Genomic DNA, 15,313 nt, shown 5'->3' with positions numbered 1-15,313 from the left:
CCTCAGCCTCCTTCGCCTCGCAGCACATATCCTGTTCCGCGAACCGTCTGAATCAGCCTTGAGCCGGTGCCGTCTTCTGTCTTCTGCCGAAGCATCGCAATATAGACCTCTAGCACATTGGATTCGCCACTGTAGTCAAAGCCCCAGATTTTGTCCATAATCGAATCACGGGTTAGCACGCGGCGCGGATTCTGCATGAAGAGCTGAAGGAGATCGAATTCCTTAGCCGTCAGTTCAAAGCGACGACCGCTGCGGATCGCTTCCCGTGAATCGAGATCCAGCTTCAAGTCTTCAAACTGCAGGCGAGCCCCGCCATCTTCAAGCTTCTCAGACTTGCGCCGCAGCAGAGCGCGGGTACGAGCGAGCAGTTCCTCCAGCGCAAACGGCTTCACCAAGTAATCGTCTGCCCCTAGGTCGAGTCCCCGAACGCGGTCTTGAATTTCGTCCTTAGCCGTCAGCATTAAGACCGGCACAGAGCTGCCGCCTTCACGCACCCGCCTTACCACTTCCCAGCCATCCACTTGCGGCATCATCACGTCTACAATGAGCAAATCCGGGTCGCTTGAGAGCATTTGCTTCAATCCCTCAAGGCCATTGCTTGCTGTTGTCACCTCATATCCTTCAAAAGCAAGGCTTCTGCGTAGAAGCGAAGTAATCTTGTCATCGTCGTCCACTACCAATATATGCTGTCTCATACCGTTCCCCCATCATCAATTAACCAAATATTGTTGATTTTATTATAACGCAACATTTCGCTGCCATGAAACAGCTTGTCCACAAGCCTATCTTCAAGCCTATCGTCCAAAAAAGTGGCGCAGACAGTCATTAAGACTGCATGCGCCACGTTGAACCAATCTACCTCATATATTACTGCTGCTGCTCAAACTCGTTCTTATTGCCGACCTTCACTTTCAAATCCATCTTCTCGCCATTGCGGACAATGTTCAGTGTCACCGTATCGTCGACATTCTTCTTCTGAATGGCAGCGATTAGATCCTCTCGACTGTTATATTTCGTACCATCAAGACCCATGATAACATCATACTGTCTCAAATCAGCCATATATGCAGGCGATTTGTACAATACGCTCGATACGATGGAGCCTTCTTTGCTTGTAAGACCAAGCTCCTTAGCGATATCATCGGTAATTTCAGCGAGGTTCGCGCCGATGAACGGTACAGGTTTCTTCGGAATTTCTTTATTCGCCTTCAGGTCCTGAAGTACTTCCTGAATGGTGCTTGTCGGAATAGCGAAGCCTATACCTTGCGCCTGCGAGCTTACCGCTGTGTTAATACCGATAACTTCGCCCGCCATGTTCAGCAAAGGACCTCCTGAGTTACCAGGGTTAATGGAAGCATCTGTTTGCAGCAAGTGCTCGTATTGACGTGTGCCTTGCTCATCCGGAATCGTAATTGGACGCTCCTTGGAGCTCAGTACGCCTACCGTAACCGTGTGATCAAAACCATATGGGTTGCCGATTGCAACGACCCAGTCACCAATATTGATTTTCTCCGAGCTGCCGATTGGCAAAGTTGGGAAATTAGTTCCTTCTACTTTTAGTACAGCAAGATCCAAGCTGTAGCTCGTGCCAAGCTTCTTCGCTACGAGCGGCTTGTTGTAGCCTTGAACCGTAACTTGAATTTCATCTGCATCGCCGACAACGTGCTGGTTCGTTAGAATATAACCTGACGAGTCGAAGAAGAAGCCTGTACCGATGCCCTCAGGTGTCAGCTCTGTGCTGCCCTGATTCTGATTGCTATTCGATCCATTGCCTTGATCTTGGCTGCCTCCTTCACCGCCGAGGTCATCACCGAAGAATTGGCTGAAGAAATCCATGCCGCTGCCGCTCTGACTGCTGGCACGCTGCTTCGTGAACGTCTCGATCTTCACGACCGCCGGGCTCGCTTTCTCAAACAGCTGTGCGATATTGTTTGGTCTTACGACGTCTGCCGCAGTAGATACCGAACCATTGTCGCCTGCGCTGCCTACTGCAGTCTTCGCTTGATCAGGTGAAGATTGCGTTACTGTCGCCTGATCGGATGTGAACCAGTTCTGTTTGTCAGAGACAAACATGAGCGATCCTACGACGACGACACCAGCTAAGAATGAAGCGAACATCGCTTTAAAGGTAGAACGGCGCGCTTCTTTCACTTGCCAACCGCTTCTTGATGCGGATTGCGAAGGCGCGAACTGGCGAATCTGTTGCGGCGGCGTTACTTCTACTGAGCTATGCTCGCCGTCTTGCCTACCAGCTGCATAAGGATCAGCTTGCGCTCCATCATGCGGTTCAGCGACACTATCACCAGTTGATTTAAAAGGCCCATACGAATAGTAGTACGATGATTTCTCGGTTTCCGAAGAAGGTGCGGTTTGATCCGGCTTCACCTCTTGCTCTTTAAACGAATGGTCCTGATCGCGATTCTCTTCGTTGCTGCGGTCTTGAAAGAATTCATCATAACCATTTTTCTTGTTTTGATCGTCCATTTTGTTTCTCCTCCTAAAGCGTATCGCTTATTATTGCGTTTCCCATGGTTGTGGTGGATGTTATTTGCTGTTCTTCATGTTTCTATCATGCACAATCTACCTTAAATCAAACTTAAAATTGTTATAAAGCAACATAAAAAAACCGGGCTTGGCTAATAAATTTAGCCTAACCCGGTTCCAAATCTCGTATTCTCTTAATGGAGCAGCCTCTCTTCGACCTGGTCAAGCACTTTTTTAGCAATGGTCACCCATTTTGACTCGACTTCGGCATCGGGATCAAGCGGCTCCTGGAACTGATCGACCAAGCTGCCTAATGTTCGCGGATGTGCTTCTTTATCGAGTCCTTCATTGTAAATATGCTTCAACACGAAAGGCTTACCAATCCGGATCTTCGCATCCAAATCTTGCGTTTCACTGTCGATATTGCCATTGATGACGTCAAAAGGCATCCGCAGCCATACTTTATGCTCCTCATCCAGGAAGCGGTCAAAAAATCCATGGTCGTAGTCCCAATTGCCGCCGACGGAGAACTGATGCTCCTCCAGCATATCTCTTACTTCCGCAAATTCCTTCTCACTTGATTCCAGCTTTGTGTCTATAGGGATCATGGTAGGGCAACTCCTCTGGCCTTATTTACCGTTAGAATGCCCGCCATTGCGGTCCATTATCCTGTCTTTACCCAGCCTTTGCGATGGGCGAAAACAGCTAGCTGCGTCCGGTCCTCGAGCTCGCACTTCATCAGCAAGTTGCTCACATGCGTCTTCACGGTCTTGATGCTGATATGCAGCTCTTCGGCGATTTCCTTATTGGACATCCCTTCTGCGATCAAGAGCAGCACTTCCTTCTCACGGTCGGTCAAGCCTTCATCCGCGCCTTGCGTGCTGCGCTGGCGCAAGCCTCGCGTCAGCGCCTGCGAGACATCATGCGTCATCACCGGCATGCCTTTCGCGGCGCCGCTCAGCGCATAGATGAGTTCTTCCGCCGAGACGGTCTTCAACACATAGCTGACCGCGCCTGCTTCTACTGCGGCGACTACCTTCTCGTCTTCAAGGAAGCTAGTCAGCATCACGATTTTCAGCGCCGGAAATTCCTTCATAAGATGGCGAGTCGCTTCAACACCATCCATGACCGGCATCATCAGATCCATCAGAACAAGCTGCGGAGGTCCTCCGTCAATACCGGAACGCAGCATATCAAGCGCTTCTTGACCGTTAGCCGCTTCTGCTACCACTTCGAATTTAGGCTCTAGCATTAAGTATGTCCGCAAGCCCGCACGCACCATATCATGATCATCGACAATCATTATTTTGTAGCTGCTCGTTTGACTCATTGCGTAAGACCGTCTCCTTTATTTATATAGTTTGGCAGCGTCACGCGCACGCGTGTGCCGCTCCCCGGTTTACTAATGATGGAGGTATCTCCGCCGAGCTTATTCGCCCGCTCCCTCATGGTAGACAATCCATAAGACCCCCGCTTCACTTGATCCGCTCGGAAGCCTGCGCCGTCATCTTGCAACGTCATCACAATTTGCCGCTCAGTCTCGGCAACCGTCAGCAGCGCAGTCTGTGCGCCGGCGTGCTTCACGATGTTCGCCATTGCTTCCTGCACGATCAGGAACAGCTGATGCTCCTTCGCTTCGGACAGCTTTTCCTTCACGCGCCATTCGAGCACGCCTTGCAAGCCATTCTGGCGACAGTAATCCGGGAACCACTTATCAAGCGCCTCCTGCAGCGATCTGCCTTCCAGCTCCATTGGCCGCAGCTGCGCAATGAAGCCGCGCATCTGCTTCTGAGCTAGCGATGACATCGAGATCAATTGACTCATTACATCGCCGGCGCGCTCCGCATTCAGCTCGAGCAGCTTCGGCAGCGAGGAAGCCGACATATGAATCGCGAACAGTTGCTGACTGACCGTGTCATGCAGGTCACGGGCCAAGCGACGTCGCTCTTCCAGCACAGCCGCTTCATTGGAAGCCGTCTCGCGCATCACCTGATCCTCGCCAGAGCTCTGAATCCACTGCATCTTCTCATCGAGCGATTCAAGCATATCATTGAATTCGCGATACGCCGGGGTTAGAAGGCCAACCTCTGGCAGCCTTGTACTGTAGTTGCCGTGAGCGGTTTGCTTGAGTCCGAGCACAAGCAGATCGATCTGGCGCTGTATGCGCTGGGCCGCCCAGTAGCCAAACACGGCGCTAATGAGCAGGAATACGACGGCTACGCCGATCCACAGCAGCTTGCTGTGCCCTTCGTTCGTCCATTCCGCTCCTAGCTGCCAAGCGAGCACCGAAATCGTAGAGGATGCAAGGAACAGCAGAATCATATCCCATTTGCTGTTCCGAAACAGTCTCACCATCATGCGCGCATCAACCTACTTTCGTGACACGCACATCGCCGATAAAGGTGCTGACGTGCAGCTTTATTTTTTTGTCCGTATCCGGGAAATAAGGCGTTTGAATGTCCATGTTCTTGAAGATGCCGCCCTCCCGATGCTCCAGCACGGCAACATCGCCGACGAATGCACTAGATACGACATGTACGCCAATCTCGTAGTCATTCGGCAAGTACACTTTCACATCGCCTATAAAGGAAGAGATATTAACGATCGTCTCGCCAGGCGGAATCTGTGCCTTCGTCAAATCAAGCACCGTGTCGCCGATAAAATGCGAAATGTTCATCGGCTTCAGCTCCCAATAATCCTGGCCAAGATAGATATCTCCGATAAAGCCCGAGCGCGTCTGCACGCCTGGATCGTGATTCCACCATTCTACGCGTTCATTGCGGTGGTGATGCTTCATTCGGTGATGCGCATTCTGCTCCATGCGCGCCCTCATTCGGTTCGCGCGTTCGTTCCAACGTTCTACTTGATATTGATGCTTCAGCATCTTCCGCTGATGCTTATCCATCTTCTCGAAGACGGGCCCATAGCCATAAGCAGGCTCTGCAGGAGGCTGCACAGCTTCATCTCCCGTATGATCCGAAGGCGGCTCGCTCGGGCCAAACGGAATTGATGGTGCAGGTGGCACTGGCGGAATGACATTCATTTCATCTGGATTCATCTGCTTTGTCGGATCCGGATGAAGCGGCGGAGCAGGTGGGATCGATACTTCGGGCTGGCTGTAATTGTAAGCCTTCCAATCCTCTTCAGGAGCAGCTTGATCAGCCACGAGCTTCTTCTTAGGTTTAAAAATCACACGCAAGCCGATAAGGATAAGGATAAGCGGCCCGCCGAACTGCAATAGGTCATGAACGGACCAAGCGAACCAATCTAAATTACGACCAAGAAACAAGACGCCGACAATGATCAGCACCGCTGAGCCGAAGAACGATGACTTACTGAGCACGTTAAGCACACCAAGTACAAGCAGTAGAGCTGGCCAATACGTCGCTGCGACCATACCAATGTCGAAGTCAATGACGCCGGCCTGTCTTAGCATGAGCCCTACGCCTACTACTATTATAAAGAGGCCCCAAAATAATCGTGTAATAAAGTTATGCATGCTCGAACACCAGCTCCCAATCGCTTTTGCAAGGTTTGTACTCCAAGTATACCCGAAGGAGATATGGACATAAAAGGGTCTGTCGATTGAACGAGACTACGTCTGCAGACTGAGCGCGATAATGCGCTTACATAGCTCGCTGCGATAAATCTGGAAATCTATTCTATCTCATGTTAGGTCTTATAACTCTCTTCGTTGACATCACTGACGCGAGCCTTATATAATGGGTTTCGGATTGGATGAAGAGACAAAACCTAACATGACGATCTTAACAGGAGATGAGGAAGTATGGATGTAAACACACTGTCCCAAGGGCTAGATACAATCTGGGTCGTCTTGACGGCCGCGATGATTCTGCTCATGGAAGGCGGCTTTGCTCTGCTAGAGGCAGGCTTCGTCAGACAGAAGAACGCAGTGAGCATAATTATGAAAGTGTTTGTTGATATCGCTTTCGGCGCATTAATCTTCTATTTCATCGGCTTTGGCCTTATGTACGGCAAAGATGCCGGCGGGCTTATCGGCACATCCGGTTTCCTATTAAATGGAGATCTCTCCCACATCGTCGTCAATATCTCCCATGAAACCTATTGGCTCTTCCAATGTGCCTTCGTTATCGCGGTCATCTCGATCGTGTCTGGCGCGGTCGCAGAACGAATCCATTTCAGAGCATACATCTTATACGCGATTGCAATGACTGGTCTTATCTATCCGATTGCCGGTCACTGGGTTTGGGGCGTCGGAGGCTGGATTGGTAAGCTCGGCATGATCGACTTCGCCGGCTCCGCAGTCATACACGCACTCGGCGGCTTTGCTGCATTAGCAGCAGCAATCTTCATCGGCCCGCGTATTGGCAAATTCACACCAGAAGGAAAAAGCAATATCGTACCGCCATCCAACCTACCACTTGCATCTGTTGGCGCGTTCATCCTCTGGTTCGGCTGGTTCGGCTTCAACTCCGGCAGCACGCTTAGCGCAACGAACGGCTCCATCGGCCATATCGCGGTAACGACCATGCTCTCTGCGGCTGCAGGCGGCGCAACGTGTATCCTGTTCACGATGTTCCGCTATAAGAAAGCAGATCCGCCGATGGTCATCAACGGCTCGCTCGCTGGACTCGTCGGCATTACAGCCGGCTGCGCATTCGTCTCCGACGCGGCAGCTATTACAATCGGCATCGTGTGCGGCATCGCGATGGTTCTCGCCACTGAGTTTATGGAGAGCAAAGGGATTGACGATCCCGTCGGCGCATTCGCGGTACACGGCGTAAGTGGCAGCCTCGGCACACTCGCTGTCGGCCTGTTCGCAATGCCAGAGCTGACTAAGGGCGCCGGCAAAGACCACTACGGCTTGTTCTACGGTGGCGGCCTGCATTTGCTCGGCATTCAAGCACTTGGACTTGTTGTCGTCAGCGTATGGGGCTTCACGCTCACGTGGGGAGCACTCTTATTAATCAAGCGTATCATGCCAGTTCGCGTATCCAAGGATGAGGAGCTCGTTGGACTTGATGTCGGTATTCATGGCGTTCCAGCCTACAATCAGGATCATGACTTCCTTGATTTGGAGCAGCTGAAGACTGGCAGATAATCATTATATAAATAGAGGCTCCGTCCTCTCTTGTGTGGAAGCAGATTGTGCCCCGCATATAAGAGAGGACGTTTTTTTCAGCCAAAAAACAAAAAAACCGCCCCCATTCGGACGGTTAAGTATTATTGCAATTCATCATCCATTTCGCTAGTTACTGCGATAATGTCAGAATCGTTATTTGTAACCAGGATGGCACGCGCTTGTTCGACTTCAGCCCTAAGTGCGCGAACCTTCTCCATCGGACGTTTAACATAGTGGATGTATTCAACAGCCAAGTGGTGATCTGGCTTCTTCCCAGAGAGCATACGGCGCAGTGTGGACATAGACAGATAAGCGCGCTCTTCTTGCAGGCGGCGCTTCTCATAGCGCTCCACCATTTGTTCGATCTCAGTAATCTCCTGCTCACGCTTAGCAATGTAGCTGTTCAGGAACGGGATCACTTCAGCTGCTTTACGATGTCTCAAACGTGAAGTCGGTATGTTTGCAATCGGATCAGTCATGTTAGTTCCCCTACCTTCACCGTGTTATAAATTGTTACATAACTTATTTTACACGATCAGTTCCCGTTTGAAAACATCTTTTTTGCGTGAAAATGTGACCATTATTTGACCCGAATGTCCGCTCCGAGCACACCAATTAGCTGACCGCTCGCACCACGAATCGGTACCGAGATCGTTAAGCATGGCTTCTTCGTAATCGCGGAGATGTATACTTCCGATGTAAAGGACTTGCCCTCCATCGCTTGTCTCCACCACTGACGCCCCTTCGCATTCAGCAAGCCCGCTTCCGGTTGCGAGTAGATAAACGAGCCGTCATCTCTGTTGGACCAGATGGCTTCGATCTCCGGCAATTGGCTGAGCAGCTGACCTAGCAGCGCTTGATGCACCACATCGTCCAGCGAACTGATCGCTGTTTCTGTTGCCAGCCTCGTCAGCTGCTGCATCGAGCCGCTAACGTTAATGTTGGCGTCCTTCACTTCATTCTTGACGCCAACCTTGTTAATCGCCTTGGTCAGCTCATCCGATGACTTATGTAAATTCGTGCTGATCCGGTCCAGCTTCTTAATCTGCCTACGTTGCTTATGTGTGTCCGCCAAAGTTACATCTACGCTTACAAGCGTCTGCGAAACCGCGTCGACAACATCCTTCAGCATATCCGTCGCACCTGTCATGCTCGCCGTTTGCTGCTTGCTCGCCGAACTACTCTTGCTGACAAGCCGGTCAACCTCTTGGATCCTACCCAAGATCACATCCATCCGCTCTTTCGTCTGCGCCATCTCTTGGATGCCGTCCTCAACTGCGGACTTCTCAAGCGATACAGAAGATACCACCTGCTTCACGCCATTCTCAATCTCCTCGACTAGCGAGCTAGACCGTCTGACCGCCTCATGGCTCTGTTCCGCGAGCTTCTTGATCTGCTGCGCAACGACCGAGAAACCACGCCCGTATTCGCCGGCATGAGCCGCTTCAATGGAAGCGTTAAGAGCAAGCAACGAGGTTTGGGAGACGATCTCTTGAATAAAGCTGTTGATTTCATTAATGCGTGACGTCTGTTCAATGAGTGCGTGAATATGTAGATCCATCTCGCCATTTTGCCGCTGCAGCTCATTCATCACTTTGTCCGTGTTCATGAGCGAACGGCATACTTCTACTACAACTTCCTTCGTTTCCTTGCTCTCCGTGTCCAGAAGCTGCGCCGTATCGCTAATTTGCTCAGCGGATGCGGCAACCTCTTGCAGTGTAGAGAAAGTTTCACCGATTCGTTCCATGGCCCGCTCGCTGCACCCACGCAGCTCGCCTTCTCGAATTGCTGATTGATCTGTGATGTCTGTAAGCTGGCTAATCGACTGATTCACTTCCTCCACTGCGGCGGTGAGCTGATCCGAAATAACTAACGATTCATTGATTAGCTGGGACAATACGCCCACTTCATCAATGCTCGTCTGGGTAGGTTTAGACCCCCTGGACCAAATACGCTGCAGTGCTTTCATCGAAAAACCACCTTTTTTGCTGAATGATGTCAGGAATTATACCATAGTATAGTCCACATCTTTCCAAGTGTAAACGCTCAAAAGAAAAGAGGACCCTTATCAGGTCCTCTATCTCTTTTCTGCTTCTTCAGTTAAGGAATAGCTTATATCCTATTTCTCCGCTTTCTGAGAAGCTCCTTTTGTTGTTACGCTAGTTGCACCTGCAGCATTCTCAGAAGCAAACTCAGCATTATATTTCGTTTGGGCAGCATTCATTTTGTTGTTTTTATTTTTCGCCATCGCAGCTCACCTCCCGGTACATCACTTATTATGGCAATGCAGAGAAGAGTTTATGCTAGTCGTTTACGAATAATATTACGATTCAAGCAACTCTCGCGGGATCGTTTTGTCGACCGTAACCGCCTGATTTAATGCGTTCAGCCGAGCTGTCGTCAGCTTGCCGTTTCCTCGCTTCAGGATGCGTACCGTCACCTTCTTCTTGCCCCATTGCTTGAATACTTGCTTCCTCGTTTCAAAATATAAATCGATCTTCTTTCCTTTAATCGCTGAACCGGTATCTGCTACAACGCCGTATCCGTAACCGGGTATATAAAGCACCGTTCCAATCGGAAACACCTTCGGATCAGCTGCAATCGTAGATACAAAAGCCCTCCGCACCCGCACACCTGAATACGTAATGCCGTATTGCGGATGTCCCGGCTTCTTGCCCGTGGATTCCACACCCGCTGTATAGCCAGTAGCTACAACTTGTACGGAAAGCTCATTCTTGTGCTTTAATTTATGCTTGGGAGCTTCTCCGCGACTGCCTGCTGCAGTGCATTCTGCAATTAGCAGCGTCATGATCAGTATCATGGCCGTCACCGCTGTAGCGAAGCGCTGAAACGACAAAAAGCTTGTCATCATCTGGTTTGTTATCCTCCTTATTCACGAAGGATGCCCCAGCGAGACAAGCTTTATGCGCTGACAGCTGCTCAGCAGACCGTCCGTAAAGCTGTATTAGATGGTTTTGTTGGCAATCTCAGCTTGCAGCAGCGCAATCAGCTCAGCAACCGGCTTCGAGCCAAGGTCGCCTTCGCCGCGCTTACGAACCGATACGGATTCAGACTGCATCTCGTTCTCGCCGATAACAAGCATGTAAGGCGCCTTCTCAAGCTGAGCCTCACGAATCTTGTAGCCGAGCTTCTCGTTGCGAAGGTCTGTCTCCACGCGAATGCCTGCAAGCTGCAGCTTCTCTTCCAGCTCACGCGCATAAGCTTCGTACGCTGTCGATACTGGAATGATCTTCGCTTGCACTGGCGACAGCCAGAGCGGGAATGCGCCTGCGAAGTTCTCGAGCAAGAACGCAGTCATACGCTCCATTGTGGAGATAATGCCACGGTGGATAACGACAGGACGGTGCTTCTTGCCGTCGTCACCGATGTATTCAAGCTCGAAGCGCTCTGGAAGCAGGAAGTCGAGCTGTGCAGTCGAGAGCGTCTCTTCTTTGCCAAGCGCTGTCTTGATCTGCACGTCGAGCTTCGGTCCGTAGAACGCCGCTTCGCCTTCTGCTTCGAAGAATGGCAAGCCCAGCTCTTCAACAACTTCACGCAGCATGCGCTGGGACATTTCCCACATCTCGTCGTTCTGGAAGTACTTCTCTGTATCCTTCGGATCGCGGTACGACAAGCGGAAACGGTAATCCTTGATGCCGAAATCATCGTACACCTGACGGATCAAGTTGACTACGCGCGCGAACTCATCCTTGATTTGATCCGGACGGCAGAAAATATGCGCATCGTTCAGCGTCATCGCACGCACACGGTGCAAGCCAGTGAGCGCGCCGGACATTTCATAACGGTGCATCGTGCCAAGCTCCGCTACTCGAACCGGCAGGTCGCGGTAAGAACGCATATCGCTCTTGAACACCATCATATGGTGAGGGCAGTTCATTGGACGAAGAACGAGCTCCTCGTTGTCGAGCGTCATCTTAGGGAACATGTCCTCGCTGTAGTGCTCCCAGTGACCGCTGGTTTTGTATAGCTCAACGTTCGCAAGAACCGGCGTATACACGTGCTGGTAGCCCAGACGCTCCTCGAGGTCTACGATATAACGTTCCATCGTTCTACGCAGACGCGCGCCGTTCGGCAGCCAGAGCGGCAAGCCTTGACCCACTTCGCGGGAGAACGTAAACATCTTCAGCTCGCGGCCGAGTTTACGGTGATCGCGCTTCTTCGCTTCCTCAAGGAAGTGCAAATGCTCGTCAAGCTGCGCTTTCTTCGGGAACGCTGTTCCGTAGATGCGCTGCAGCATTTTATTCTTGGAATCGCCTCTCCAGTATGCGCCGGCTACGCTCAGCAGCTTGAACGCTTTGATACGGCCAGTCGACGGCAAATGCGGTCCACGGCAAAGGTCGAAGAACTCACCTTGGTCGTACATTGTAATTTGCGCCTCTGCAGGCAGGTCGCGGATGAGCTCCAGCTTGAGTGGATCATTGATCTCTGTGAAAGTTGCGATCGCTTCCTCACGGCTGACAACACGGCGGCGAATCGGCAAGTCCGCTTGGACAATACGCTCCATTTCCTTCTCAATCTTCACAAGATCTTCTGGTGTGAGCGATTGCTCCATATCGATATCGTAGTAGAAGCCGTCTTCGATAACCGGACCGATACCAAGCTTCACGTCGTTTCCGCCAAACAAGCGTTTAATTGCTTGCGCCATCAAATGGGCTGTACTGTGGCGGTATACCTCAAGTCCGTCAGCGGAATCGAGTGTAACGATTTCGAGAGCAGCGTCGCTCTCAAGCTGCGAATAGATATCCACAACTTTACCGTCCACTTTACCTGCGATCGCATTCTTTCTAAGTCCAGTGCTGATCGAGCCTGCAACCTCTTCAATTGTAGTGCCTTGTTCGTACTCGCGAATTGCGCCGTCTGGCAGTTTAACTTGAATGGCCATCTTACTCATGTCCTCCTTGTTTTGCGCGGCATGCTTATAAACCGCATGGTTGTCCTTACACGTAAACCAATCAATGCGGTTGCAGCCCAATAAAAAAAGCACACATCCCGCGAAGGGACGAGTGCTTGTCATAGACCCGTGGTTCCACCCTAGTTCAATCAGCGCTTAATTATTGCCTCAAGCCGCCGATCCTTGTAGATGTTCTGTAACGGGAACAGCCCGGCGCAGCTTACTACCGATCATCCTTGTAACAAGAGAGCGGGTTCAACAGCACAGCTACAAAGGGGTAAATCGCTACTGCATCATAAGGAAATTTCAGCCAATATTTCCTCTCTCTGGGACGAGCCGGCAAGCGATACATGTCTTTGTCAATGCTTTTACATGTGAATTATTATAATGCGTCGCTTAAGCCTTCGTCAAGCCCAGTCAAGTGTTACTAACTCACGGGATTACATTCCGAACGCGTATCTCCTTGGCATTCTCAGGCATTCCGATAATAGGTTGACCTTGCTCGTCAAAATAGAGGTTGCAATGTCCGCAGGTGCAGCACAGTCTCACTCTATGTTCAAATATCGTCTCCAGCGTGCGCATCACCGGGAGCTCTGGCTGGCGAGTGTGAATCACGATCTGCTGCGGTGACACCGTAATTAGCGTGCTCACGATCATATCTTCCATGTTCATCTCGGACTCAAGCATCTCCGCTACGATTCGGTCCGCCGGAACGGTATCGAGAAGCTGGAACTCGTGATCATAAAGAACAAAGTCACTGCCGCCCTTATGCAGCACATGGACGATCGGCAGCTTCACTTCCTGCATCCGGACAAAATATTTCAGCAGCGAAATAAACTCCTGATATTGCTTATCCATTACATACTCATCGACGGCATAAGCGACGACTTCCTTGAGCTCCTGCCAATACGGAGCCAAGCGGAAGGTGACGAAGCCGTCAAGATGCATCCGGGTATTACTAACGAGGAACTGCTCCACCTCATCGGAAACTTTGTTTAAACGCCGCTCTCGATCCGTCCGCAGCATTGCCGTATCGGTATCATCGGCTTGAACGGCAGGTACTTGAACGCCATACAGTATATTTTGACAATACCGCTCAAGCAGTTCGATCTCCTTGCTCTCTTCATAATGGAACTGCTTGCGAATAATCGCCTTAAGGAGCATTGGCTCAAGCTCACGCATAATGAAATGTCCGATGGCGACTGCTGCTTCGCGATAAACTATCGGACCGTCTACAGCCAAATTGAACAATGGCAGCTGTGCATGACATTGGATCTCCATGGATTCATATTCTGGCCTTGTAAGGCGCACAGCATCTAACTTGCTATTGCTATGTAAGCCGGCGAATTGTTCACTCATACATTGATGCAACAGATCAATCGCTTCATTTGAAGCAGAAAGCAAAGTAACAGTAAAGAGTTCCATAAGCACACTCCTAACTTTTTTAGTGGGCAAGGGACGAAAGCGCATCTATTGAGCCGCTCATACTGACGGCAATATTGGAGCTTGAAGGGCTGCGAGTAAGCTTTTGCGAGCTTCCTTAACAGTATATGGCTCAGCAAAAGCATATATACGATGTAGGCTCTACCTGCACTGGAATGGGATTGGAATGAAAGGGGAATCGTGGTATATTTATTTCCAAATGAAGCTGTCTAGCCGGAGTGAAACCTATGGATTACGAGTCAATTAATTACAATAGATACCGCTGGAATCGTATGCTGCTGAATGGCTTCTGGTCCATTCTCATCATTACAATCATTCTTGAAAGTTTGTACTCCACCGTCTCAGAATTACCAAGAACGCAATTCATCATTGAATATATGGTCAGACCATCCGCGCTGCTGCTTGGGTTTCTGCTCATGGCCGAGCTCGGGCTTCGTTTATATAACGGGCGATATCAGGATTATATCGTCATCCTAACTTCAACGTTGATCGCCTTCACAATTGTTTATATCCACAACTCCATCAATTACTTGATACTGGCGTTGTTTTTACCCATTATGGTGTCCATCTTCTACTTTCAGACCAAGAAGCTGCTCTTCGCTCTTGGCAATACATTAGCTTCGCTATACATCATGTATGGCACTAGTTACTTTGCCAATAATGACATTTCAATTGTCGGTCTCATCACGATTACAGTTATGTTCTGCGCCTTCACCCTCATCGCATGGGGAATTCTAAGCCGTGGCATGGAGCTGCTCAGCCATTTGAAATCAAATTTCGAACGGAATCAGGAGCTGCTCGTCAAGACGGTCTGGATGGACAAGCTCGCCAAGACCGATGCGCTAACCGGGCTGTACAACCATATGACTTTTCATGAGTTTTTCGAGAAGCTTATTGATCAGCACGAACGCTACGGCCTCTCACTGCAGCTGGCTATTATCGATATCGACAACTTCAAGCTTGTGAATGACAGATACGGCCATCGTGCCGGCGATGCCATTCTAAGGAACGTATCGGAGCTGCTTCGGAGCAAGTCACGTGTGAACGACTTCATCGCACGTTACGGAGGCGAAGAGTTTGCCGTCCTGTTTACGGATCAATCGAGCAATGAATCACTAACTGTCGTCGAGCTAATCCGTGAAGCGTTATCCAAGCTGCCGCAGCAATCGCTAGGCGGTGAGCCGATTACAGTCAGCATCGGCTTCGCTGAATATTCGACTGGCGAAGGCAAAGAGCACTTCTTCAATCGAGTCGATACCGCACTCTATAAAGCGAAGAACAACGGTAAGAATTGTACGGTCATCTGGGCAGACCCGCCGCATGAGAGCGGAGAGAGTCAGCTCGCTTAATCGCTAACAAACATAAAAAAA

14 protein-coding genes are annotated in these 15,313 nt (G+C 50.4%); 2 read left to right on the top strand and 12 right to left on the bottom strand.

Translation table 11 applies throughout. The features are described 5' to 3' along the window. Nucleotides 1-2: 2 nt before the first annotated feature. The 6 genes from BMY11_RS16950 to liaF all read right to left on the bottom strand — a co-directional run bounded on the left by BMY11_RS16950 (nt 3) and on the right by liaF (nt 5,983). Complete coding sequence (locus BMY11_RS16950) at nt 3-695, bottom strand: response regulator transcription factor (protein WP_090578543.1); 693 nt, start codon at nt 693-695, stop codon at nt 3-5. A gap of 172 nt (nt 696-867) precedes the next feature. Beyond that, entirely contained in the window at nt 868-2,484 is a 1,617-nt protein-coding gene (locus BMY11_RS16945) for a S1C family serine protease (protein ID WP_090578540.1), read from the bottom strand. Between the two features lie 194 nt (nt 2,485-2,678). After that, the gene (locus tag BMY11_RS16940) at nt 2,679-3,092 is read right to left on the bottom strand and encodes a YugN family protein (protein WP_090578537.1); all 414 of its coding nucleotides are present in this window, start codon (nt 3,090-3,092) and stop codon (nt 2,679-2,681) included. Between the two features lie 56 nt (nt 3,093-3,148). After that, the gene (locus BMY11_RS16935) at nt 3,149-3,814 is read right to left on the bottom strand and encodes a response regulator transcription factor (protein ID WP_090578533.1); all 666 of its coding nucleotides are present in this window, start codon (nt 3,812-3,814) and stop codon (nt 3,149-3,151) included. Continuing rightward, nucleotides 3,811-4,842 carry a sensor histidine kinase gene (locus BMY11_RS16930; protein ID WP_090578530.1) on the bottom strand — a complete coding sequence of 344 codons (1,032 nt, stop codon included), beginning with the start codon at nt 4,840-4,842 and terminating at the stop codon, nt 3,811-3,813. Before BMY11_RS16930 ends, BMY11_RS16935 begins: the two co-directional genes overlap by 4 nt. A 7-nt stretch (nt 4,843-4,849) precedes the next feature. Beyond that, complete coding sequence (liaF, locus tag BMY11_RS29335) at nt 4,850-5,983, bottom strand: cell wall-active antibiotics response protein LiaF (protein ID WP_256217573.1); 1,134 nt, start codon at nt 5,981-5,983, stop codon at nt 4,850-4,852. Between the two features lie 288 nt (nt 5,984-6,271). Here liaF and BMY11_RS16920 point away from each other — a divergent pair, with 288 nt between their 5' ends. Next, the gene (locus tag BMY11_RS16920) at nt 6,272-7,567 is read left to right on the top strand and encodes an ammonium transporter (RefSeq protein ID WP_090578527.1); all 1,296 of its coding nucleotides are present in this window, start codon (nt 6,272-6,274) and stop codon (nt 7,565-7,567) included. Between the two features lie 122 nt (nt 7,568-7,689). On the opposite strand, the gene BMY11_RS16915 is transcribed toward BMY11_RS16920, so the two are convergent. The 6 genes from BMY11_RS16915 to BMY11_RS16895 form a co-directional block, all read right to left on the bottom strand. Further along, nucleotides 7,690-8,067, bottom strand: a complete 378-nt coding sequence (locus tag BMY11_RS16915) for a hypothetical protein (RefSeq protein WP_177182683.1) — start codon at nt 8,065-8,067, stop codon at nt 7,690-7,692. Nucleotides 8,068-8,168: 101 nt separating this feature from the next. Further along, complete coding sequence (locus BMY11_RS16910; RefSeq protein ID WP_090578524.1) at nt 8,169-9,557, bottom strand: methyl-accepting chemotaxis protein; 1,389 nt, start codon at nt 9,555-9,557, stop codon at nt 8,169-8,171. 150 nt (nt 9,558-9,707) lie between these two features. Beyond that, nucleotides 9,708-9,836, bottom strand: coding sequence for a hypothetical protein (locus BMY11_RS29330; RefSeq protein ID WP_256217572.1), 129 nt, complete (start codon nt 9,834-9,836; stop codon nt 9,708-9,710). Nucleotides 9,837-9,911: 75 nt separating this feature from the next. Further along, the gene (locus BMY11_RS16905) at nt 9,912-10,457 is read right to left on the bottom strand and encodes a 3D domain-containing protein (RefSeq protein ID WP_371262865.1); all 546 of its coding nucleotides are present in this window, start codon (nt 10,455-10,457) and stop codon (nt 9,912-9,914) included. A gap of 96 nt (nt 10,458-10,553) precedes the next feature. Next, nucleotides 10,554-12,491 carry a threonine--tRNA ligase gene (thrS, locus tag BMY11_RS16900; protein ID WP_090578519.1) on the bottom strand — a complete coding sequence of 646 codons (1,938 nt, stop codon included), beginning with the start codon at nt 12,489-12,491 and terminating at the stop codon, nt 10,554-10,556. 441 nt (nt 12,492-12,932) lie between these two features. Beyond that, on the bottom strand, nt 12,933-13,925 hold the full coding sequence (locus BMY11_RS16895; protein ID WP_177182682.1) for a putative sporulation protein YtxC: 993 nt from the start codon (nt 13,923-13,925) through the stop codon (nt 12,933-12,935). A 245-nt stretch (nt 13,926-14,170) separates the two neighbouring features. Between BMY11_RS16895 and BMY11_RS16890 the strand changes: the two genes are divergently transcribed. Then, nucleotides 14,171-15,292: a GGDEF domain-containing protein gene (locus BMY11_RS16890; RefSeq protein WP_090578513.1), complete on the top strand. Its 1,122-nt coding sequence runs from the start codon at nt 14,171-14,173 to the stop codon at nt 15,290-15,292. Nucleotides 15,293-15,313: the final 21 nt, after the last annotated feature.

It is taken from the genome of Paenibacillus sp. OV219 (genome assembly GCF_900110075.1).
GTDB lineage: Bacteria > Bacillota > Bacilli > Paenibacillales > Paenibacillaceae > Paenibacillus_Z.
Note: the sequence above shows the minus strand (reverse complement) of the source record. Positions and strands in the feature narration are given on the sequence as shown.

Coding starts and splice junctions, on each gene's coding strand:
- BMY11_RS16930 (WP_090578530.1), bottom strand. CDS start 4,842: ATGATGGTGAGACTGTTTCGGAACAGCAAATGGGATATGATTCTGCTG.
- liaF (WP_256217573.1), bottom strand. CDS start 5,983: ATGCATAACTTTATTACACGATTATTTTGGGGCCTCTTTATAATAGTA.
- BMY11_RS16895 (WP_177182682.1), bottom strand. CDS start 13,925: ATGGAACTCTTTACTGTTACTTTGCTTTCTGCTTCAAATGAAGCGATT.
- BMY11_RS16950 (WP_090578543.1), bottom strand. CDS start 695: ATGAGACAGCATATATTGGTAGTGGACGACGATGACAAGATTACTTCG.
- BMY11_RS16910 (WP_090578524.1), bottom strand. CDS start 9,557: ATGAAAGCACTGCAGCGTATTTGGTCCAGGGGGTCTAAACCTACCCAG.
- BMY11_RS16890 (WP_090578513.1), top strand. CDS start 14,171: ATGGATTACGAGTCAATTAATTACAATAGATACCGCTGGAATCGTATG.
- BMY11_RS16945 (WP_090578540.1), bottom strand. CDS start 2,484: ATGGACGATCAAAACAAGAAAAATGGTTATGATGAATTCTTTCAAGAC.
- thrS (WP_090578519.1), bottom strand. CDS start 12,491: ATGGCCATTCAAGTTAAACTGCCAGACGGCGCAATTCGCGAGTACGAA.
- BMY11_RS29330 (WP_256217572.1), bottom strand. CDS start 9,836: ATGGCGAAAAATAAAAACAACAAAATGAATGCTGCCCAAACGAAATAT.
- BMY11_RS16915 (WP_177182683.1), bottom strand. CDS start 8,067: ATGACTGATCCGATTGCAAACATACCGACTTCACGTTTGAGACATCGT.
- BMY11_RS16935 (WP_090578533.1), bottom strand. CDS start 3,814: ATGAGTCAAACGAGCAGCTACAAAATAATGATTGTCGATGATCATGAT.
- BMY11_RS16905 (WP_371262865.1), bottom strand. CDS start 10,457: ATGACAAGCTTTTTGTCGTTTCAGCGCTTCGCTACAGCGGTGACGGCC.
- BMY11_RS16920 (WP_090578527.1), top strand. CDS start 6,272: ATGGATGTAAACACACTGTCCCAAGGGCTAGATACAATCTGGGTCGTC.
- BMY11_RS16940 (WP_090578537.1), bottom strand. CDS start 3,092: ATGATCCCTATAGACACAAAGCTGGAATCAAGTGAGAAGGAATTTGCG.